General features: G+C 65.6%; 11 protein-coding genes and 2 pseudogenes. 7 read left to right on the top strand and 6 right to left on the bottom strand.

All coding sequences use genetic code 11. From position 1 onward, the window contains the following. Nucleotides 1-116 precede the first annotated feature (116 nt). Nucleotides 117-2,264, bottom strand: a complete 2,148-nt coding sequence (gene recQ, locus LU671_RS25450; RefSeq protein ID WP_203651498.1) for a DNA helicase RecQ — start codon at nt 2,262-2,264, stop codon at nt 117-119. Nucleotides 2,265-2,508: 244 nt separating this feature from the next. On the opposite strand from recQ, the gene LU671_RS25445 reads away from it, so the two are divergent. Together LU671_RS25445 and LU671_RS25440 are read left to right on the top strand one after the other, a co-directional pair. Next, a complete protein-coding gene (locus tag LU671_RS25445) occupies nt 2,509-3,096 on the top strand; it encodes a UPF0149 family protein (RefSeq protein WP_232857331.1) in 588 nt (195 codons plus the stop codon). An 8-nt stretch (nt 3,097-3,104) separates the two neighbouring features. After that, entirely contained in the window at nt 3,105-3,470 is a 366-nt protein-coding gene (locus tag LU671_RS25440; protein ID WP_232857329.1) for a YbaN family protein, read from the top strand. Between the two features lie 161 nt (nt 3,471-3,631). Here the strand turns inward: LU671_RS25440 and LU671_RS25435 are convergent, their stop codons facing one another. Then, the gene (locus LU671_RS25435; RefSeq protein ID WP_232857328.1) at nt 3,632-10,003 is read right to left on the bottom strand and encodes a retention module-containing protein; all 6,372 of its coding nucleotides are present in this window, start codon (nt 10,001-10,003) and stop codon (nt 3,632-3,634) included. A 488-nt stretch (nt 10,004-10,491) separates the two neighbouring features. On the opposite strand from LU671_RS25435, the gene LU671_RS25430 reads away from it, so the two are divergent. The 3 genes from LU671_RS25430 (at nt 10,492) to LU671_RS25420 (ending at nt 15,563) form a co-directional block, all read left to right on the top strand. Further along, the gene (locus LU671_RS25430) at nt 10,492-11,865 is read left to right on the top strand and encodes a TolC family outer membrane protein (protein WP_186714529.1); all 1,374 of its coding nucleotides are present in this window, start codon (nt 10,492-10,494) and stop codon (nt 11,863-11,865) included. A gap of 77 nt (nt 11,866-11,942) precedes the next feature. After that, nucleotides 11,943-14,078: a type I secretion system permease/ATPase gene (locus LU671_RS25425; protein ID WP_232857340.1), complete on the top strand. Its 2,136-nt coding sequence runs from the start codon at nt 11,943-11,945 to the stop codon at nt 14,076-14,078. Between the two features lie 129 nt (nt 14,079-14,207). Further along, nucleotides 14,208-15,563, top strand: coding sequence for an HlyD family type I secretion periplasmic adaptor subunit (locus LU671_RS25420; RefSeq protein WP_203651489.1), 1,356 nt, complete (start codon nt 14,208-14,210; stop codon nt 15,561-15,563). A gap of 280 nt (nt 15,564-15,843) precedes the next feature. Here the strand turns inward: LU671_RS25420 and LU671_RS25415 are convergent, their stop codons facing one another. The 4 genes and pseudogenes from LU671_RS25415 to LU671_RS25405 form a co-directional block, all read right to left on the bottom strand. Continuing rightward, complete coding sequence (locus LU671_RS25415; RefSeq protein WP_232857327.1) at nt 15,844-16,443, bottom strand: tRNA-uridine aminocarboxypropyltransferase; 600 nt, start codon at nt 16,441-16,443, stop codon at nt 15,844-15,846. Nucleotides 16,444-16,594: 151 nt separating this feature from the next. After that, nucleotides 16,595-17,575: pseudogene (locus LU671_RS29820) on the bottom strand (methyl-accepting chemotaxis protein); the annotation flags it as partial. Nucleotides 17,576-17,857: 282 nt separating this feature from the next. Further along, nucleotides 17,858-18,154, bottom strand: a pseudogene (locus LU671_RS29815) (PAS domain-containing protein); the annotation flags it as partial. 146 nt (nt 18,155-18,300) lie between these two features. Further along, nucleotides 18,301-19,194 (bottom strand): LysR family transcriptional regulator, encoded by an 894-nt coding sequence (locus tag LU671_RS25405; protein ID WP_232857324.1) that lies wholly within the window; start codon nt 19,192-19,194, stop codon nt 18,301-18,303. 226 nt (nt 19,195-19,420) lie between these two features. Here LU671_RS25405 and speB point away from each other — a divergent pair, with 226 nt between their 5' ends. Then, nucleotides 19,421-20,371: an agmatinase gene (gene speB / locus LU671_RS25400; RefSeq protein ID WP_062574808.1), complete on the top strand. Its 951-nt coding sequence runs from the start codon at nt 19,421-19,423 to the stop codon at nt 20,369-20,371. 287 nt (nt 20,372-20,658) lie between these two features. Beyond that, nucleotides 20,659-22,038 (top strand): sodium:solute symporter, encoded by a 1,380-nt coding sequence (locus LU671_RS25395; RefSeq protein ID WP_232857323.1) that lies wholly within the window; start codon nt 20,659-20,661, stop codon nt 22,036-22,038. The last annotated feature ends 83 nt before the right edge of the window (nt 22,039-22,121 follow it).

Raw genomic sequence — 22,121 nt, 5'->3', positions numbered from 1 at the left:
AATTATTAGCCAGCTAATCATGGCCCGGCCAATCAGGCAAGGTTCGATGCCGCGGAAATGGCTGATAATCATGTAAGGGTATGACAAAGGTCAGCAATTGGCGCAAATGCCGGCGATCACAGGCCGAACTCCAGCGCCAGCGCCGCCCGTACGCAATGCAGGACGCCTTCCGGCACCCGCTGGCCGAACAGCGGCGCCACGCCGGACACCGGCGGCAACTCGCCCTCGCCGTCGAGGAAGGCGTCCTGCACCTCCATCATCAGCTCCTCCGGCAGGTCCAGCGCCTGCTCCAGGCTCAGCTCCTGGCGGCCGATGGCCTCGGCCAGCAGGCTGTAGACGTTCTTCTCGGTGCAGTTCAGCTGCCCGGCGATCTGCGCCGGGGTCATGCCGGCGCGGGCCAGGCTGACCAGTTCGTGACGCAGGTCGAGCACCACCTTGGGCGCCTCCTCGGTGCCACCGGCGCCGTTGAGCACTTCGAGGAAGGCCTGGCCGTAGCGCTCCAGCTTGCGCGCACCGACACCACTGACCTGGGCCATGTCGCTGAGGCTGGTGGGCATGCTGCGCAGCATCTCCAGCAAGGTGGAGTCGGGGAAGATGACATAGGGCGGCACGCTGTGCTCCTCGGCCAGCTTGCGCCGCAGGGTGCGCAGCGCTTCCCACAACTCGCGCTCCTCGGCCCGCACCAGCTGGCTGGCCGGGCTACCGCCACCGCTGGAGGAGGACTTGGCCACGGTCTGCGGCTTGAGGTCGCGGCGCAGCTGCAGGTTCACCTCGCCGCGCAGCAACGGCCGGCAACTGTCGGACAGCCGCAGGCCGCCGTAGCCTTCCAGGTCGATGTCCACCAGGCCGCGCGCCACCAACTGGCGGAACAGCGAGCGCCACTCGGCTTCGGCCAGCGACTTGCCGACGCCGAACACCGAGAGCTTCTCGTGGCCGAAATTGCGCACCTTCTCGGTGTCCTTGCCCAACAGCACGTCGACCAGGTGGCCGACGCCGTAGCGCTGGCCGGTGCGGAATACCGCCGATAGTGCCTGACGGGCAGGTTCGGTGGCGTCCCAGGTCTGCACCTGGTCGACGCAGTTGTCGCAATGCCCGCACGGCTGTTCGAGCACTTCGTCGAAGTAGGCCAGCAGCGACTGGCGGCGGCAGCGGGTCTCTTCGCACAGGGCCAGCATGGCGTCGAGCTTGTGCTGCTCGATGCGTTTGTGGCGCTCGTCGCCCTCGGAGTTCTGCAGCATCTGCTTGAGCATCACCATGTCCTGCAGGCCGTAGGCCATCCAGGCATCAGACGGCAGGCCGTCACGGCCGGCGCGGCCGGTCTCCTGGTAATAGGCCTCGAGCGACTTGGGCAGGTCGAGGTGGGCGACGAAGCGCACGTTGGGCTTGTCGATGCCCATGCCGAAGGCGATGGTGGCGACCATGATCAGCCCTTCCTCGTTGAGGAAGCGGTGCTGGTTGGCGGCGCGGGTCTCGGCGGCCAGGCCTGCGTGATACGGCAACGCCGGGAAGCCCTGCTCGCAAAGGAAGGCAGCGGTCTCGTCGACCTTCTTGCGCGACAGGCAATAGACGATGCCGGCGTTGCCGCGACGCTCGCCGAGGAACGCCATCAGCTGCTTGCGCGGCGACTCCTTGGGCACGATGCGGTAGAAGATGTTCGGCCGGTCGAAGCTCGACAGGAAACGCTCGGCGCCCTGCAGGTGCAGGCGCTGGACGATCTCCTCGCGGGTACGCATGTCGGCGGTGGCGGTCAGGGCGATACGCGGCACATGCGGGAACAGCTCGGCGAGCTGGCCCAGTTGCAGGTACTCGGGGCGGAAGTCGTGGCCCCATTGCGACACGCAGTGGGCCTCGTCGATGGCGAACAGGGAAACGTCGAGGCCGCGCAGGAAGTCCAGCATGCGCGGCTGCACCAGGCGCTCGGGGGCCAGGTAGAGCATCTTCACCTCGCCGCGGCGCAGGCGCCCGGCCAGGTCGCGCTGCTGCTCGGCGCTGAGCGTGGAGTTCAGCGCCGCGGCGGCCACGCCCAGCTCGTCGAGGGTGGCGACCTGGTCGTCCATCAACGCGATCAGCGGCGACACCACCACGGTCAGGCCCGGGCGCAGCAGGCCAGGCACCTGGAAGCACAGGGACTTGCCGCCACCGGTTGGCATCAGCACCAGGGCGTCGCCTCCGCCAGCCACACATTCGATGATCGCTGCCTGGCGCCCGCGGAAACTGTCGTAACCGAAGACATCCTTGAGGACGCGCTGAGCCTGTTCGAGCATTTGCCACTCCAAAATCGCCGTACCATCCTGGACTCAGGCTGGACGATAAATCCGCCGCGCACACATCGAATGCGTAAGCGGTTTTTGCCAGATGACGGGAAAACGCCACCGGAGCACGAAAAACTGCGGAGTATACCCGACTGCCCCACCCCCGGCATGCCCCGCGGACAGACGTTCCCTTTGCCCCGCAGCCGCCGCAAGGTGCTAGAATTCACTATCGTTTATTCCCCAAGGTAGCCCTGTAATGTCCTTCGCCGAGCAACTGACCCGCCTGCAAGCCTTCCTCGACGCCGATGAGCTGCACGAAGAAGCGCTGGACTACGTCGCCGCACACGGCTACCTGACCGCGCTGTCGATCTGCTCGGAGCAAGTTCCAGACCGCGAGTGGATCGACGCGCTGTTCGCCGAGGAGCCCCACTACGCCAGCGAAGCACAGCGCGAAGAGATCGAGGCCACCCTGATCGGGCTCAAGGGCCACATCGCTCGCCAGTTGGCCAGCGACGAGGAATTCGACCTGCCCTGCGAGCTGGACCTGACCGAAGAGCCGGACGATTCCGACCTGCGCGGCTGGTGCATCGGCTTCATGGAAGGCGTGTTCCTGCGTGAAGAGGCCTGGTTCGAGAACGCCGAGGAAGAAGTCAGCGAAATGCTGCTGCCGATCATGGTCGGCTCGGGCCTGTTCGACGAGCAGCCGGAGTTCGAAGACATCGCCAAGGATGCCAACCTGCAGGACGACATGATCGTGCAGATTCCCGAGGCGCTGAGCGCGCTGTTCCTGCTGCTGCACGCCCCCGAAGAGAAGCCTGCCCTGCTCAAGCCGCGCCACCACTGATCAACGTGGTGCGCTACCTGCTGCTGGCCGCCGGCTGGCTCAGTGTCGCGCTCGGGGTGGCGGGGATCTTCCTGCCGGTGCTGCCCACCACTCCGTTCCTGCTGCTGGCGGCGGCCTGCTTCGCCCGCAGCTCGCCGCGCTTTCACCATTGGCTGGTGAATCATCCGAAACTCGGGCCATGGATCCGCGACTACCTCAGCGGCGAGGGGATTCCGCTGCGGGGCAAGGTCTATGCGATCGGCCTGATGTGGGCCAGCATCGGCCTGTCCTGCTACCTGGTGCCGTTGTTCTGGGCACGGGTGTTCATGCTGACCAGCGCGGTGCTGGTCAGTCTCTACATCCTCAAGCAGAAGACCTTGCAGCGACCGGATTGAGCCAGATGGCCAAGCGCCCCCCCCGTGTAGGAGCGGCCTTGTGCCGCGAAAGGGGCGCGCAGCGGCCCCTGCGATTTTTGCATCAATGCTGAAATCCTGGGGTCGCTGCGCGCCCCTTTCGCGGCACAAGGCCGCTCCTACAGGGGAATGCAAGCCTCGGCTTACACCGTATCCACCTTCAACGAATGGTCATTGAGCATGCCGGTGATGATGGTCGCGGTGTCATGCCCCGCCGCAATCAACCCGCCCGCCCCGGCCGCGACCCCGTAGTGCTGCGCCAGGTCCACCCCGGCCAGGTCGATGGTCTGGGTCGGTGCCGCGCCGGCGACGCTGCTGACTTCGATGGTCGACACCACATTGCCGCCGCTGCCACTGACCTTGAAGTGCAGATAGTCGTCCAGCGACGCACTGGTGGCGTTCTCGCCCTGCAGCAATTGCGACAGGTCCAGCCGATCGCTGCCCGGGGTGAAGTCGGTCACGGTGTCGTGGCCGGTGTCGCCCTTCTGCCAGACGAAGGTGTCGTTGCCGCTGCCACCGGTGAGGGTGTCATCGCCGCGTCCGCCGATCAGGATGTCGTTGCCGCCACCGCCCCTGAGCACATCGTTGCCCGCGCCGCCGTTGAGCAGGTTGTCGCCGTCGTTGCCGGTCAGGGTGTCGTTGTAGTCCGAGCCGACCAGGTTCTCGATGCCGGTGAGGGTGTCCAGCCCCGCGCCGACGGTATTCTGCTGGCCGACATGGCCGAGGTCGACGGTCACGCCACTGGTTGCCCTGGCATAGCTGGCGGTGTCGTTGCCGGCGCCACCGTCGAGCAGGTCATTGCCCGGACCGCCAATCAGCAAGTCGTTGCCGTCGCCACCGTACAGACTGTTGTTGCCTGCGCCGGCCACCAGTACATCGTTGCCGGCACCACCGTGCAGGAGGGTGTCGCCCGCTCCGGCCAGCAGTACATCGTCCCCTGAAGTACCGGTGAGGGTATTGCCGGCCTGGTAGGTGATGTCCACCGCCCCGTTCGCCGTGCCGCCATGGTTGTCGCTGACGGTGTAGCTGCCGTGGTAGTCGTCGTTGCTGGCGTTGCTGTAGTCCACCACCAGGCTCAGCTTGTAGTTCTCGGCGGCCTTGCTGTTGCCCGAGGCGTTCTCGGTATTGATCACATGGATGCTGTACACCCCGTCATGGGTGGCCGTGAAGCTGCCGCCATCGGCGATGGTCTGGTAGCTGCCGCTGGCATCCTTCCACTCCATCAGCAGGTTTCCGGCGGGCCGGTCATGGTCGAGGGTCAGGGTCTCGCCCTTGCGCAGGGTGACCGTCAGGGTATCCTCGTCGTTGGCATTGCCGGTGCTGATCGAGCCCAGGTAACCAGCCACCACCAGGGCGGCGGTCATGCTGCCGTTGAGGCTGGTGAACTCGCTGCGGGCCAGCTCGCGCAACTGGTTCTCGGCCTTGTTGGCGGTGGCGTTGAAGGTAATGGTCTGTGCCTGCGTGCCCGCCGTGAAACCCGCGCCCTTGTCGGCGAAGTTGGTATTGAAGGTGGTCGGCGCGGCGCTCAGGGTGTCGTGATCCGGATCGCTGTCATTGGCCAGCAAGGCCTCTGCCGGCACGCTCAGGGTGGCGCCCTTGATGTTGGTGATGATGTGGTCGGCGCCGGCGACCGGCGCGCCGTTGCTGTTGATGTTCACCGTCAGGCTGGCGCTGCGGGTATCGCCGTCGTTGTCGCTGGCGGTGAAGCCGAACTTCTCCGCCTGGCCGCTGCCGTTGTCCTTCGGCGGCGTGTAGGTGAACTCGCCGCTGTCCATGTTCACCACCAGGGTGCCGCCCAGGCCGGTCTTGATGTTCAGGCTGTTGCTCACGGTGTCGAACGAAGCCTTGTCCGCCCCGCCACTGACCGCATAGCCGCCCTGCCCGCCATTGGCCTTCGGATCGTAGGTGTAGGTGGTGCCGTCCACCAGCAGCGCCTTGATGAAGCCGCCGTCGGCCCCGAAGTCGCCGCCGCTCATCAGGCTGCCGGTGATCGGCGCCCCCTGCACCGTGCCGGAGAGCACCGCACTCAGCTGGCTGAGGTCGGTGACCACCACCGAGTTGGTGTCGGTATGACTGCTGCCGTCGTAGGCCAGCGGGTTGAGGTTGCCCTCGTTGACGCCGCTGCCCATGCCGATGGCGTAGGACTTGATGCCGTTGTTGTCGAGGAAGGTTTCCCAGGCGGTCTCGCGCGGCGCCGTCATCGCGTGGCCGTTGGTGGGTTCGCCGTCGGAGAAGAAGTAGCTGATGTTCTGCGCACCCACCAGCTTGCCGGTGGTGGCGAAGGCTTCCTGGGCCTTGGTAGCCGCCGAGTCGTAATAGGTCGAGCCGCCGGGATTGAGCCCGGCGATCAGGCTCTTGGCCTCGCTGATCGAGACCCACACCGGCGTCTTGATCTCGGCGCCGGTGCCGAAGGTGACGATCTGCACCTTGATGTCGCCCATCTCATCGTACTTGTCGAGCAAGGCATTGATGGCCTGCTTGGCCAGTTCAAGGCGGGTCAGCCCCGGCACGCCGGAGCTTGCGGCCATGCTGCTGGAAACGTCCACCACCAGCAGGATGTTGGAGTCCACCTGGCCGGGCGTGATGCTGCGCACCGCGCACTGCACCGTCGGCACATCGTCGACGATGTTGATGGCGATGGTGCTGGTGACGCTGTTGCCCAGGGCGTCTGTGGCCTTGTAGGTGAAGTACTCGTTGACGGTGTTGGCCCCATCGTTGGCGCCACCCGGGGTCTTCGGCGCCGAGGTCAGGGTGTAGGTATAGGAGCCGTCGGCGTTGAGCTGGATCTGTCCGTACTGGCCCACGGCGTTGCCGACCAGGCTGTAGGTCAGTGCACCGACGCCGCCATGCACCGAGCCGACCAGGCTGCCGGAGGCGGTCTCGCCGGTGGAGCCAGGATCGCTGCCGGTCACGTTGCCGGCGGCCAGGTCGTTGCCATCCTTGTGCAGGTCCAGGGCCTTTTCGTAGACGGTGACGTCGTTGTCCTCGCACGCCACCAGCTTGCTGTCCTGGACATTGATGCGGATGGTCGTGGTGCTTTCGTCGCCATCGGCGTCGCGAATGGTGTAGACGAAGCTGTCGGTCGCCCCGGCGGGCGGCACGCTGTCGGGGTTGGCGTGGTAGGTGGCGTTGCCCTGGCTGTCCAGGGTCAGGTAGCCGTACTGGCCAATGATCGTGTCGCCCACATGGCCAATGGCAGAAGTCGAGGTATCGGAACCTGCGCGCACGCCCACCACGTACTGTCCGTCGGCACGCACATCGGCGCCGACCACATCGTTGTCCAGCACGTTGCCGCTGACACTGGCGCCCTCCTTGACCGAGGCCAAGTCGCAATGGGCCTTGGGCACGTCGTCGACGATGCTGACCACAATGGTGCTGGTGGTGGTGTTGCCGAGCGAATCCTTCACCTGGTAGGTGAAGCTCTCGGTGACCACATTCGGGCCATCGTTGGCGTGGTTGGGCGAGTTCGGCGCCGAAGTCAGGGTGTAGGTATAGGTGCCATCGCTGTTCAGCTGGATCTGGCCATACTGCCCGGCGGCATTGCCGACCAGGGTGAAGGTCAGGGCACCGATGCCGCCACTGACCGAACCGGCCAGCGAGCCGCTGGTGGTTTCCGTGGTGGCGTGCGGATCGCTGCCGGTGACGGTGCCTGCGGCCAGGTCGTTGCCGTCCTTGGTCAGGTCAAGGGCTTTCTCGTAGACCTTGGCCGTGTCGTCGGGGCAGGCGACCAGCGAGATATCGTGCACGTCGATGGTGAGGGTGGTGGTGCTCTCGTCGCCATCGGCGTCGCGGATGGTGTAGACGAAGACGTCCGTGGCACCGGCCGGCGCCACGCTGTCGGGGTTGGCGTGGTAGGTGGCGTTGCCCTGGGCGTCTAGGGTCAGGTAGCCATATTGCCCAACCACATTGCTGCCCAGCTGGCCGATGGCCGAGGTCGAGGTGTCGCTGCCTGCGCGCACGCCGACCACATACTTGCCATCAGCCGGCACGTCAGCGCCGATCACGTCGTTGACCAGCACGTTGCCGCTGACGGTGCCACCTTCGTAGACATTGGCGAAATCGCTGTGAGCCTTGGGCACGTCGTCGACAATGCTGATCACGATGGTGCTAGTGGTCGAGTTGCCGAGCGAGTCCTTCACCTGGTAGGTGAAGGTTTCCGTCAGCACGTTCGGCCCGTCGTTGACGTGATTCGGCGAATTCGGCGCCGAGGTCAGGGTGTAGGTGTAGGAGCCATCGGCGTTCAGCTGGATCTGGCCGTACTGGCCGGTGGCATTGCCGACCAGGGTGAAGGTCAGCGCCCCGGTTCCGCCACTGATGGAGCTGACCAGCGAGCCGCTGGCCGTCTCGGCGGTCGAACCTGGCTGGCTGCCGACCACGTTCCCCGCAGCCAGGTCGTTGCCATCCTTGGTCAGGTCGAGCGCTTTCTCGTAGACCGTGACCTCGCTGTCGGCGCCGGCGATCAGCGAGCAATCACGTACGTCGATGGTGATGGTGGTGGTGCTTTCGTCGCCGTCACTGTCTCGCACGGTGTAGACGAACACGTCTGTGGCCCCGGCAGGTGCCACGGCGTTGGGATTGGCGTGATAGGTGGCGTTGCCCTGGGCGTCCAGGGTCAGGTAGCCGTACTGGCCCTGGACCTGAGTGCCCAACTGGCCGCTGGCCGAGGTCGAGGTATCGGAGCCGGCCCGCACGCCGACCACGTACTTGCCATCGGCGCGCACGTCGGCGCCTGAGGTGTCGTTGTCGAGCACGTTGCCGCTGACCGTGCCGCCTTCGACGACACTGGCCGAATCGGGATTGGCCTTGGGCAGGTCATCAACGATGTTCACATCCAGCGAGCCGCTGGCCGTGCTGCCGTCGGTGTCCGTGGCCGTGACGGTGAAGTGCTCGGACAGGCTGTTGGCGCCGTCGCCGTTGGCGTGGCTCTCATTGTCCAGCAAGGTGTAGCTATAGCTGATCACGCCCGTGGCCGGGTTGTAGCCAGTGATGGTCAGGGTATTGCCCAGCTCCGTGGTGATCGACTGCGGGAAGCTTGCCGCCACGCCACCGCTGACCACGCTGATACCGCCGACGCTCAAGGATTGCAGGCCATCCGGTGCACTGACCGTGAACGTGCCGCTCTGGGTCAGGGCGCCCGGGTTCGGCGCGCTGCCGTCGGCCAGGTTTTTCTCGTAGACCGTCAGCTCGCCACCGTTCACGTCCAGACCGCCCAGGGTCACCGGGTCGTCGAGGTTGCTGACGTTCAGGGTCAGGGTCGCGGTGCTGGAGTCGCCGTCGGCGTCCTTCAGGGTGTAGGTGAAGGTCTCCACCCCATTGCCACCGCCTTGCAGGTTCTTGAAGTCGGGGTCGTTGGTGTTGAGGGTGTAGGTGTAGGAGCCGTCCGCCGCCAGGACCAGGGTGCCGTAGGTGCCGACGAAGGTACCGGCTACCACCGGGCCGCTGGGGATGCGGTCTGCCCCCTGGATGTCGTTGCCCAGCACATTGCCGCTGAGTTCCACATGCTGCTCGGTGGCGGCGGTGGCATTGGTGTCGTTCACCGCCCGTGGCACATCGTCACGGATGATCACGTCGAGCGTACCACTGGCCACGTCGCCATCCGTGTCGCTGACCAGCACCGGGAACTGCTCGCCCAGGGTATTGCTGCCCGCACCGTCCGGGTGATGCTCGGCGCCGGTCAGGGTGTAGCTGTAGCTCACCACACCCGTGGCCGGGTTGTAGCCGGTGATGGTCAACACATTGCCGAGCCCGGTGACGATGGACTGCCCGACGCCGGTGACCACGCCCGCCGTGACCACATTGATGCCGCCGACACTGAGGTTGAACACGCCGTCGGCGGCCACCACCGTGAAACTGCCGGACTGGGTCAGGGCCGCCGGATTGCTGGCCGAGCCCTGGGGCAGGTTGGCCTCGTCCAGGGTCAATTCGGCGGGGCTGATATCCAGGCCATTGAGGCTGACCGGATTGTCGATCACAGGTGCACTGGCTGGCAGCGGCCCGTCATCGTTGCCGTCAAGACCGCCGAGTTCGAGATTGGCCAGCAGTGGGAAACCATTGAATCCTGCAGTGGGGAAGCCGATGGTGGGATCCACCCGGGCGGCCACCTCGGTCAGAATCACGAAACTGTGACCCCCGCCGAGCGCCCCCGACACGCCTGACGGGTTGCCGCCCGCCGCCGTCGCTTCGGCTTCCTGCGTGGGGTCGGCGCCAGCGGCAATGGCTTTTTGCAGTTGCTCGACATCACTGAGCTGGGCGTCGCTGGGCTGCGCGTCCGGCGCCTGCACGTGGGGCGCGCGATTGGCCAGCAGGTCGGTGGTCATCTCCAGGCTGCTGCCGCGGCCCAGGGTCAGCTGCGCACCATTTTGCAGCCGCACCGCCACGGCGCCCTCGCTGCCGGTCTCGAGCTGTTCGCCGACGAACAACCGGTCGCCTTCCACCAACAGGCGGCGATGACCATCGTCGCCCACCGCGAATACCTGGCCGATCACCTTGCCGACTACACCGACTAATTTAGCCATGAGCGTACGCCTCCCCTGCCGATGGGCTTTTCGCAGATCAAGGCGTGCCGGGTAATGTGCGCAACGTTCCGAGTGCCATGGCTGGTGGATCGTTGCTGTCACGTTCGTGAGAAACCACGCTCCTTGTGACGACTGCCACGATAGCGAAGTGGGCGAATGGCCATTATCGAGTGCCATTTTTCTGTCGCCAAATTCCGCTTTCGCCTTCCTCCCCTGTCTCCTTAGCTGCAAAAAATCTGGAACTTTCACCAAGGCCCGAAAATCGCCTGTCCCAGCCAATTCCCGTAACCGCCTGAATGAAACAAAGTCGCGGATTCCTTAGACCGCATAAGTTTTTTTTCGCATATATCTTATGAAAAAATCTTCTTAGCTCGCCCGATAAATGTTCTTAGCTCTGTTGTTACAAACCTGAAACGGTTTGATTCTAATTTTTCGTCATTTTTTTGGCGATTAGCAGGACATTATTCAAGACCAGGGAGATGTACCCCATGCGCGCTTTAACCCCCATCACCAGTGCGATTTTGTTGGCCATGGCGTGTGCCAACAGTCAGGCGATGTCGATCACCGAGGCTGTCCAGAACGCCGTGGACCAGCATCCCGAGATCAGCGCCAGCCGCAACAGCAGGCTGTCGGCCGACGAGGATGTGAAGTTCGCCCGCGGGGGGTACTACCCAACCGTCGATCTGGTCGCAGGCTACGGCCGGCAACGCTCGGACAACACCAACACTCGCGGCTTCAACCCCGACGGCACGCGTAACCACAACAAGGAAACCCTCAACTACACCCAGTCCGAACTGCGCCTGCGGCAGATGCTGTTCGATGGCTTCAACACCTCCAACGAGGTCGCCCGTACCGAAGCGGTGGCCACCTCGCGCGCCTACTACACCCAGGCCACCGCCGAGAGCATCGCCCTGCGTGCCATCGAGGTCTACCTCGAGGTACTCAAGCGCCGCGAACTGGTGACCCTGGCCAAGAACAACCTGCAGGCCCACCTGCGGGTCAACGACCAGATCGGCCTGCGCAGCGAACGTGGCGTGGGCAGCACCGCCGACCTCGACCAGTCCCGCGCCCGTCGCGCCCTGGCCGAGAACAACCTGGACACCGCCGAGGTCGACCTGGCCGACGCCGAGGCCAACTTCTACAGCGTAGTCGGGCGCATGCCGGACGAGCTGGAAACACCGGTCACGATCAAGGGCGAAGTACCGGGTGACCTGCTCAATGCCCGCCAGGGCATGCTGGAGAACAACCCCTACCTGAAGTCGGCGCAGGCTGACGTGCGCTCCGCCGAGCAGCAATACGAAGTGGCCAAGTCGCCCTTCTACCCGCGCCTGGACGCGGTGCTGGCCACCGGTGCCAACAACAACATCGGCGGTCAGAAGGGCCACGACAACAACGACTGGCAGGCCGGCGTCGAGCTCAGCTACAACCTGTTCCGCGGCGGCAGCGACAAGGCCCGCCTGCAGTCCGACGCGCACAAGATCAACCAGGCGATGGACATCCGCAACAACGCCCTGCGCGAGCTGAACGAAAACCTCAGCCTGGCCTGGAACGCGATGAACAACGCCCGCAAGCAAACCCCGAGCGCCCGCGAGTACGCCGAAACCACCCAGCGCGTGCGCGCCGCCTACCAGGACCAGTTCGGCTTGGGCCAACGTACCCTGCTCGACGTGCTCGACAGCGAGAACGAGCTGTACAACGCCAACCGGCGCTACACCGAAGTGCGCTACACCGAAGAGTTCTCCATGTATCGGGTCCTGGCAACCATGGGTGAGTTGCTGAGCAAGCAGCACATCTCGCTGCCGCCCGAGGCCATCGCCAAGACCGAAGTGCGCAACGAGGCGAAACTGCCCGACATGCGTTAGGTTCTGACGAGACAAGGGACTTTTCGCCAGCGCCCATTTCCCGTCCACCGCGGCAGGAGTAGGCCATCGTGACCAGTATGCAAAGCGCGCAACCGCGCCTGGATGTTGATGATCCGTTGCTCGATGGCCTGCTGATCCTGTGCAAGCTGCACGGCTGCCCTGCCAGCCGCGCCAGCCTGGGCAGCGGCCTGCCGCTGGCCGAGCAGCGCCTGCCCCTGGCCCTGCTGCCCCGCGCCGCGGCGCGTGCGGGGTTGCAGGCGCGGGTCCTGCAGCGTGAGCTGGACGCCATCTCGCCACTCAACCTGCCGGTTCTGCTGATCCTCAATGACGGCCGCAGCGCCGTGCTACAACGCTGGGGGGACAATGGCCGGGCCCTGTTGCTGCCGTGCGAAGCCGAAGGCGGCGAGCAGTGGGTGGAACGCGAAGTCCTGGCCGAGGCCTACAGCGGCCAGGTCCTGTTCGCCCGTCCTCGCCATACCCTGGAGGACGTGCGTGCCCCGCTGATCCCACGGGTCAATGCCTGGTTCCGCGACACCCTGCGGCATTCCCGCTGGCTGTATGGCGATGCCCTGCTGGCCAGCCTGCTGATCAACCTGCTGGGGTTGATGGTGCCGCTGTTCGTCATGCAGACCTACGACCGCGTGGTGCCCAACCAGGCGCTGTCCACTCTGTGGGTGCTGGTGGCCGGGCTGTTCATCGGCACCGCCTTCGAGCTGGTGCTGCGCATGGTCCGCGCCCACCTGCTGGACCAGGCCGGCAAGAAGACCGACCTGATTCTCTCGGCCACCCTGTTCGAACGCATCACCGGCATGAGCATGAAGGCCCGGCCCGCCACCATCGGCGGCTTCGCTCAGAGCATCCATGACTTCCAGGGACTGCGCGAATTTCTCACCGCGGTCACCCTGACCAGCATCATCGACCTGCCGTTCGTGGCGCTGATGCTGCTGGTGATCGGCCTGCTCGGCGGCTGGCTGGTGGTGATCCCGCTGATCGCCTTTCCGCTGGCGGTGGGCCTGGCGCTGTTCATCCAGGTACGCCTGCGTGACACGGTGCAGAAGAGCCTTAGCCTCGGCGCGGTGCGCCAGGCGTTGCTGATCGAGACCCTCGGCGGCCTGGAGACCCTCAAGGCCTGCGGCGCCGAAAGCGAGCGTCAATACCAGTGGGAACACACCAACGGCGCCATCGCCCGCCTCGACGCCCATGCCCGCAACCTGTCCTCGCTGGCCAGCAACGGCACGCTGTTCATCCAGCAGTTCTGCGGCATGGCCACCATCGTCGCCGGGGTGTACAGCATCATCGCCGGCAACCTCAGCGTCGGCGCGCTGGTGGCCAGCTACATGCTCGGCAGCCGGGTCCTCGCGCCGCTGGGCCAGATTGCCGGGCTGATCACCCGCTACCAGCAGGCGCAGCTGACCATGCGCAGCACCGATGCGCTGATGAGCCTGCCCCAGGAACGCGAAGCCGAGCACCAGGCCCTGGAGCACACCGCGCTGCTGGGTGGCATCAGCATCAACCACGCCACCTTCCGCTATGCCGGGCAAGCGGCCCCGGCACTCAACGATGTGAGTGCCACGCTCAAGCCAGGCGAGCGCATCGGCATCATCGGCCGCAGCGGCTCGGGCAAGAGCACCCTCGCCCGCCTGCTGATGGGCTTTCATCACCCTGACGAAGGCCAGGTGTTGCTGGACAACCTCGACCTGCGCCAACTGGACATCGCCGACCTGCGCAGCCAGGTTGGCTACGTGGCCCACGACCTGCCCCTGCTGGCCGGCAGCCTGCGCGACAACCTCACCCTCGGCGCCCGTCATGTCAGCGATGCGCGCATGCTCGAAGTGGCCGAGCTGACCGGGGTCAGCGAACTGGCCCGCCAGCACCCGCAAGGCTTCGACCGCCCGGTGGGCGAACGCGGCCAGCTGTTGTCCGGTGGCCAGCGCCAGGCCGTGCTGCTGGCCCGGGCGCTGCTGCTGGAACCGCCGATCCTGATCCTCGACGAACCCACCAGCCACATGGACAACAGCAGCGAGGAGCAACTGCGCCAGCGCCTGCTGAACTGGGTGCCGGGCAAGACCCTGCTGCTGGTCACCCACCGCACCTCGATGCTCAGCCTGGTGGATCGGCTGCTGGTGCTGGACAACGGCAAGATCGTCGCCGACGGGCCGAAGGACGCGGTCATCGACGCGCTGCGCAAGGGTCGTATCGGCGCGGCGCTGTGACACGACCACCACCCCTGTAGGAGCGGGCTTGTCCCGCGATCAAGGCAACGCGGTGCCTGGCACGGGCTATGCCCGTGATCGCGGGACAAGCCCGCTCCTACAGGGGGCCAGTTTTCTAGGAGGTAATGTATGCCCTTCAGCCACAGCGTGCGCAGCTACCTCCAGGGCGCCGACAAGCGCGCCGAACGCGACTACATGCCGGAGCTGGCCGGCGCCACCTTGCAGGAGTCGCCCAGCCTGTCACGCCTGACCGTGTGGCTGGCGGCGATCCTGCTGCTGGTGGCCCTGGTCTGGGCCAACTTCGCGGTGCTCGACGAGGTCACCGTCGGCGAGGGCAAGGCCATTCCGTCGAGCAAGGTGCAGGTGGTGCAGAACCTCGAGGGCGGCATCGTCACCGAGATCTTCGTGCGTGAAGGGCAAATGGTCGACAAGGGCGCGACCCTGCTGCGCCTGGACGACACCCGCTTCAAGTCGAACAAGGGCGAGAGTGAAGCCGACCGTTACGCGCTCACCGCCCAGGTCGAGCGCCTGTCGGCCGAGTCCGAGGGCAGGCCCTTCGTGTTGTCGAACGAAGTCCGCGCCAAGGCACCACAGGTGGCCGAGGACGAAGCCGCGCTGTATGACTCGCGCCAGCGCCGTCTGGCCAGCGAGAAACAGACCCTCAACGAACAACTGCGGCAGAAGACCCAGGAGCTGGCCGAGTTCCGCTCCAAGGTCGATCAATACCGCTCGGCCGTGGGCCTGCTGCAACAGGAACTGGACATGTCCTCGCCACTGGTGAGCAAGGGCGCCATCTCCCCCGTGGAAATCCTGCGCCTCAAGCAGCGCAGCGTCGAGGCGCGCGGCCAGCTCAATGCCACCAACCTGGCGATCCCCCGCGCCGAGGCGGCGATCGCCGAAATCCGCAGCAAGATCCAGGAATCCGACGCCAGCTTCCGCTCCGACGCCGCCAAGGAGCTCAACGACAAGCGCACGGAGCTGTCGAAGATCACCGCCACCAGCATCGCCATCGACGACCGGGTCAACCGCACCACCGTGGTGTCGCCGGTGCGCGGCATCGTCAAGCTGCTCAAGGTCAACACCATCGGCGGCGTGGTCCAGCCCGGCAGCGACCTGGTGGAGATCGTGCCGATCGAGGACAACCTGCTGATCGAGGCCAAGGTAAGGCCCCAGGACGTGGCGTTCCTGCACCCGGGACAGACGGCGATGGTCAAGTTCAGCGCCTACGACTACACCATCTACGGCGGGCTCAAGGCCAAGCTGGAGCTGATCGGCGCGGACACCGTCACCGACGACAAGGGCAATGCGTTCTACCTGATCCAGGTGCGCACCGACAAGAACCACCTGGGTGGGGACAACAAACCGCTGCTGATCATTCCGGGGATGGTGGCCACGGTGGATATCATCACCGGGCAGAAGAGCGTGCTGGACTATCTGTTGAAGCCGGTGCTGAAGGCGCGGACGGAGGCGTTGCGCGAGCGGTGATCGCCAGCATGGCAGTGCAATCGCGGGGCAAGCCCGCTCCCACTGATCATTAGCCCGTCGCATGGTGGGCTTGTTACGCGATCAGGCTCACCCCTTGAAAGGGCCGCTCCAATTCAAGATTGCCGGGGTCGCTTTGCAACCCTTTCGCGGCACAAGGCCGCTCCTACAGGAGAACGCGTGCCCAGTAGGAGCGGCCTTGTGCCGCGAAAGGGCTGCAAAGCAGCCCCGGCAACTCCAGGCCGGGCGCCTACTATCACACCTTGAAGGGGCGGGCTCCGATTCAAACCTGCCCATGATTGCGTTGATATGTCTGCGCTCCCATGGCCTCGATCTGCCCTTCGATCAGCGCCTCGAACGGGCGCAGTAACTCATCGAACGCTGCCGGAGCCTCCAGCACATTCAACGCCTGCACCACCGCCTCGAGCGTCGACAGGGCACCCGGTTCCGGTGCCTTGCGCAACCGATAGCGCGAGGGCTGGACATGGCCGAGCGTCACCCGTGGCAGCCTCTCCAGCAGCGGGTTCAGGTACAGCATCTTGCGCGCCTTGCGCCAGGTGCCATCCGGCACGATCAGCATCAGCGGCAGCTCGGTACCTTGACCATAGCCTTGCAGGACCTCGGCCTCGTCACCGGGGAACAGCAGCGCCGGTCGGTAGCCTGGCGTTGCCAGCAGCGCGTCCAGGTCTTCGAACACCTCGCCGATCCGCAACTCGGCGTTGACCAGCCCAAGGGCCACCAGGCGTGCGGTGTTCAGGGCGTGGGCGGTCTCGCTGGGGTGCTGCAGCACGACCACGCGGGTGCGGCTGTCCAGGTGCGGGATCAGTGGGCAAAGGCAATGGGCGAGCGGGCGCTGGCAACGCTCGCAGCGGGGTCTGGGCATGGGGGGCTCCTTGGGGCGGGTAGTTTGCCACAGGGTTGCCATCCCCGGGGGCTGCGAGGCGTTCGTGGGAGCGGGCTTGCCCCGCGACAAAGCCAGCACTGCAATCGCGGGGCAAGCCCGCTCCCACGCCCCGCTGTTACCCGCTACAGCTTCAGCGGTTGAACCGCTCCGCCAGGCTGTGCAGGTACTCCGCCATGCGCTCCAGGTCCTGGCTGATCTCGGCCCCCTGCCTGGCCTGTCCCGCGCTCTCGTCGCACAGATGGGCGATGCGCACGATCTGCTGGTTGATGTCCTCGGCGACATGGCTCTGCTGCTCGGACGCCGTGGCCATCTGCTGACTCATGCCGGTGATGCGGCTGACCGCCTGGGCGATCCCCGACAACGCCGCCTGCACCGCCTCGACGCTGTGCACGCTGTCGCTGGAGATCTGCTGGCCGCGACTGGCGCTGGCCACCGCGCGGTCGGCACCGGAGCGCAGGGTGGAGATGATGTGGTGGATCTCCTCGGTCGAGGCGCGGGTGCGCTGCGCCAGCGAACGCACTTCGTCCGCCACCACGGCGAAGCCTCTGCCCTGCTCGCCGGCCCGCGCCGCCTCGATGGCGGCATTGAGCGCCAGCAGGTTGGTCTGCTCGGCGATCGAGGTGATCACATCCACCACACTGCCGATCGACTGGGTTTGCTCGGCCAGGGCATTGACCGCCTGGCCGATGTCGCTCACCGCCTCGCTCATGCTGCCCATCGCGCGCAGGCTCTGCTGCGCCAGGTCGCTGCCCTGCTGGGCCAGCTGGTCGGCGTCGCTGGCGGCGTGGGCGGTGCTCTGCACGTTGTGGGTGACCTGCTGGATGGTCGCCGCCATCTGCGCGATGGCGGTGGCCGACTGGTCGGTCTCGCTGCGCTGGCGGTCGAGCATCTGCGCCTGGGCATCGGACAGGTCGGCGGACTGCGCGGCTCGCGACTTGACCCCGACACCGGCATCCACCAAGCGGGTCAGCGCGGTCTGCAGGCGCGCCTCTTCGCTGATGATCGCCAGGTCGAGCTGGCCCTGCAACCCGGGGTTGTCGCTGTAGGTCAGCGCCACCAACGGGCTGGTGAACGCCTTGGGGTGCTCCTGCAGGGTGCGCCGGATCGACTGGTTCTGCCGGTGCTCGACCACGTACCAGGCCGCCAGCAGGCTGGCCATCAGCACACCCAGTGCCGCATAGGGGGGCAGCAACAGATAGGCGGCGGCCGACAGCAATCCCGCACCGATCAACGGCCAGCCATGGCCGACTCCATAACCGAGTCGCGCCGCCAGCGGTACCGGCGAGCGCCCTGCCCGCAAGCGGGCGTACAAGTTCTCGGCCCGGCGGATCTGCTCCCGGGTCGGTACCGAGCGCACCGACTCGTAGCCGCTGATGCGGCCGTTCTCGTACACCGCCGTGACGTAGGCGCTGACCCAGTAGAAGTCGCCGTTCTTGGCGCGGTTCTTGACCACGCCCATCCAGGGTTTGCCTTGCTTGATGGTGTCCCACATATGCCCGAAGACCGCTGGCGGCATGTCGGGATGCCGCACCAGGTTATGGGGCTGGCCGACCAGTTCGTCGTAGGTGAAACCGCTGATGGCCACGAATGCGTCGTTGCAATAGGTGATGCGGCTGTTCAGGTCGGTGGTGGAGATCAGCCGCTGGTCTTGGGGAAAGGTTCTTTCATGCTCGGTGACGGGCAAATTCATGCGCATCGTTGGCGATCCCTTGCTTATCCAGATGAGTGGGAAAATCATCAAAGCAAGTAGATATTTAGCAGAAGGCCATCACGTCAGCGGTCAAGTTTTGTAGGAAATTCACTCGACCTGACGGAATGTGCTGAACACGGCCCAGCTCAGCCCACGTTGAGCTGGCTCTTGAGCAGGTCGCGGAACGTCTGGATCAAGGGTTCCCGGCTCCGACCACGGCGGATGATCAGGGAAAACGGCGCCTGGTAGCCGAAGGTCGCCGGCGACAACACGCGCAGATCACCCTTGTCGACCCAGGCCTGGGCATAGTGCTCGGGCAGGTAACCGATGTAGGCGCCGGAGAGAATCAGAATCAGCTGCGCCTCCATGCTTTCCACGGTGGCGGCGCTGTGCTTGAAACCATGCCGGGCCAGCTCCGCCTGGCTCCAGTAGCCACGCCCGACCATGCGCTGCTGGGTAATCACCGGCTCCGGGATCCGTCGCTCGCCGAACAGCGCATGGCGGTTGCTGCAATACAGCCAGTGCTGCTCGCGGTACAGCGGCTGGTAGACCAGGCCGCTCATGCGCGACGAGAACGCGCCGATGGCCAGGTCCAGGCGGTTGTCCTGCACGCCCAGTTGCAGTTCGTACGGGCTGGACACCGACAGGTGCAGGTGCACCGCCGGGTGTTCCTGACTGTAGGCACCGATGGCCTCGGCCAGCGGCAAGGCGCGGTCGCCTACGGTGGAGTCGATCACCCCCAGGTTGAGGGTGCCGCGCAACTCGCCCTTGAGTGCCGCCGCATACTGCTCGAAGCCATCCAGCTCCCCCAGCAGGCGCAAGGTCTCCTGGTGGAACAGCTCGCCCTTGCTGGTCAGGCTGAAACCGCCACGGCCTCGGTGGCAGAGCACGATGCCCAGGGCGCTTTCCAGCTGGCTCATGTAGGTGCTGATGGCCGAGGTCGACAGGTTGAGGTCGCGCTGGGCGTTGGCGAAGCCCTGGTGACGCACCACGCTGGCGAAGATGCGCAGCAGTTTCAGGTCGGGCAGCGATGAGGCCATGGGGCAACGGGTCCGTGGGCTGGAAATGGCCAGAGTCTAACCCGGCCGCACACCGATAGTTCAGAAATTCCTGAAGTAAGTTTTTGTCGGTAGCGATTCTTCCCGGGCACTACCTTGCGCAGACTGCGGCGAAATGTCCCTGCCCGCCGGCACAACCAGAGCACCAAGGCGCGCGGCGGCACAGGTTCGAACAAACAGAACAATCGACCGACTGATGAGGCCCACCGTGGACAAGATTCTCCACCAACCACTGGGCGGCAACGAAATGCCGCGTTTCGGCGGCATCGCCACCATGCTCCGTCTCCCCCACCTGCAAAGCGCCGAAGGGCTCGACGCCGCGTTCATCGGCGTGCCCCTGGACATCGGCACCTCGCTGCGCTCGGGTACCCGCTTTGGCCCACGGCAGATCCGCGCCGAGTCGGTGATGATCCGCCCGTACAACATGGCCACCGGCGCCGCCCCGTTCGACTCGCTGTCGGTGGCCGACATCGGCGACGTGGCGATCAACACCTTCAACCTGCTGGACGCCGTGCGCATCATCGAAGAGGCCTACGACGAGATCGTCGAGCACAATGTCATCCCGCTGACCCTCGGTGGCGACCACACCATCACCCTGCCGATCCTGCGCGCCCTGCACAAGAAGCACGGCAAGATCGGCCTGGTGCACATCGACGCCCACGCCGACGTCAACGACCACATGTTCGGCGAGAAGATCGCCCACGGCACCACCTTCCGCCGCGCCGTGGAAGAAGGCCTGCTCGATTGCGACCGCGTGGTGCAGATCGGCCTGCGTGCCCAGGGCTACACCGCCGACGACTTCAACTGGAGCCGTCGCCAGGGCTTCCGTGTGGTCCAGGCCGAAGAGTGCTGGCACAAGTCGCTGGAGCCGCTGATGGCCGAAGTGCGCGAGAAAGTCGGTGGCGGTCCGGTGTACCTGTCGTTCGACATCGACGGCATCGACCCGGCCTGGGCGCCCGGTACCGGCACCCCTGAGATCGGCGGCTTGACCACCATCCAGGCGATGGAGATCATCCGCGGCTGTCACGGCCTGGACCTGATCGGCTGCGACCTGGTCGAAGTCTCCCCACCGTACGACACCACCGGCAACACCTCGCTGCTGGGCGCCAACCTGCTGTTCGAAATGCTCTGCGTGCTGCCGGGCGTGGTACGTCGCTAGCCGTCAAGCACCGCCCTTTGTAGGAGCGGCCTTGTGCCGCGAAAGGGGCGCACAGCGCCCCCGGTTTTCAGCGTTTTCGCAGAGAACGCCGGGGCTGCCTTGCAGCCCTTTCGCGGCACAAGGCCGCTCCTACACACAGGGCGTTGCGCTGCAAGCGATTGCTTGACCCCGGCAGGAGCCATTCGGGAGGGCCATAGAGGCCCGCCAACACATGACAGGACCGCCGGGCGCCTTGCAGCGTCCAGACGGCCGATCTCGCCATAATAAAGATAATCGGGAGACCCCCAATGGCCTTGGACATCATCGTTGTACTGATCTATGCCGCCGGCATGCTCGCCCTCGGCTGGTACGGCATGCGGCGCGCGAAGACCCACGAAGACTACCTGGTGGCCGGGCGCAACCTCGGCCCGACCCTGTACATGGGCACCATGGCCACCACCGTGCTCGGCGGCGCCTCCACCGTCGGCACCGTGCGCCTGGGCTACGTCCACGGCATTTCCGGTTTCTGGCTGTGCGCCGCCCTGGGCCTGGGGATCATCGCCCTCAACCTGTTCCTGGCCAAGCCGCTGCTGCGCCTGAAGATCTTCACCGTCACCCAGGTGCTGGAGCGCCGCTACAACCCGATGGCCCGCCAGGCCAGCGCGGCGATCATGCTCGCCTACGCGCTGATGATCGCGGTGACCTCAACCCTGGCCATGGGCACCGTGCTGCAGGTGCTGCTCGACGTGCCGTTCTGGATGGCCCTGCTGTTCGGCGGCGGCGTGGTGGTGGTGTACTCGACCATCGGCGGCATGTGGTCGCTGACCCTGACCGACATCGTCCAGTTCGTCATCAAGACCGTGGGCCTGATGTTCATCCTGCTGCCGGTGTGCCTGTACAAGGCCGGTGGCTGGGACGCCCTGGTGGCCAAGCTGCCGGCGGCCAGCTTCAGCTGGACCACCATCGGCTGGGACACCATCATCACCTACTTCCTGATCTACTTCTTCGGCATCCTGATCGGCCAGGACATCTGGCAGCGGGTGTTCACCGCCCGTGACGAGAAGGTCTGCCAGCGCGCCGGCACCACCGCCGGTGTCTACTGCGTGCTGTACGGCCTGGCCTGCGCCCTGATCGGCATGGCCGCCCATGTACTGATGCCGGACCTGGCCAACCCGAACAACGCCTTCGCCGAGATGATCAAGGGCCAACTGCCCGAGGGCATCCGTGGCCTGCTGATGGCCGCCGCCCTGGCCGCGATGATGTCCACCGCCAGCGCGGGCCTGCTGGCCGCCTCGACCACCCTGACCGAAGACCTGCTGCCCAAGCTGCGCGGCGGCAAGCAGTCGAGCCTGGGCATCAACCGCCTGTTCACCCTGCTCACCGGCCTGGTGGTACTGGGTATCGCCCTGGCGGTGAACGATGTGATCAGCGCCCTGACCCTGGCCTACAACCTGTTGGTGGGCGGCATGCTGATCCCGCTGATCGGCGCGATCTTCTGGAAGCGCGCGACCACCGCGGGGGCCATCGCCAGCATGTCGCTGGGCTTTAGCACCGCGCTGTTGTTCATGTTCAAGGACGGCCTGGAGGCCAACACGCCGATCTACTACAGCCTGGCGATCGGCCTGGTGAGCTTCGTGGTGGTCAGCCTGGCTTCGCGCAAGCCAGTGGCGACGGTGAACCTGGCCTGAGGCCACTTCCACACCATCCCCTGTAGGAGCGGCCTTGTGCCGCGAAAGGGCTGCGTAGCGGCCCCTGTCTCGGCTAAGCGCTG

This window comes from Pseudomonas sp. NMI760_13, assembly GCF_021283245.1.
GTDB classification, from domain to species: domain Bacteria; phylum Pseudomonadota; class Gammaproteobacteria; order Pseudomonadales; family Pseudomonadaceae; genus Aquipseudomonas; species Aquipseudomonas peradeniyensis.
The sequence above is the reverse complement of the archived record's forward strand: the minus strand, read 5'-3'. Positions and strand labels throughout refer to the sequence as shown.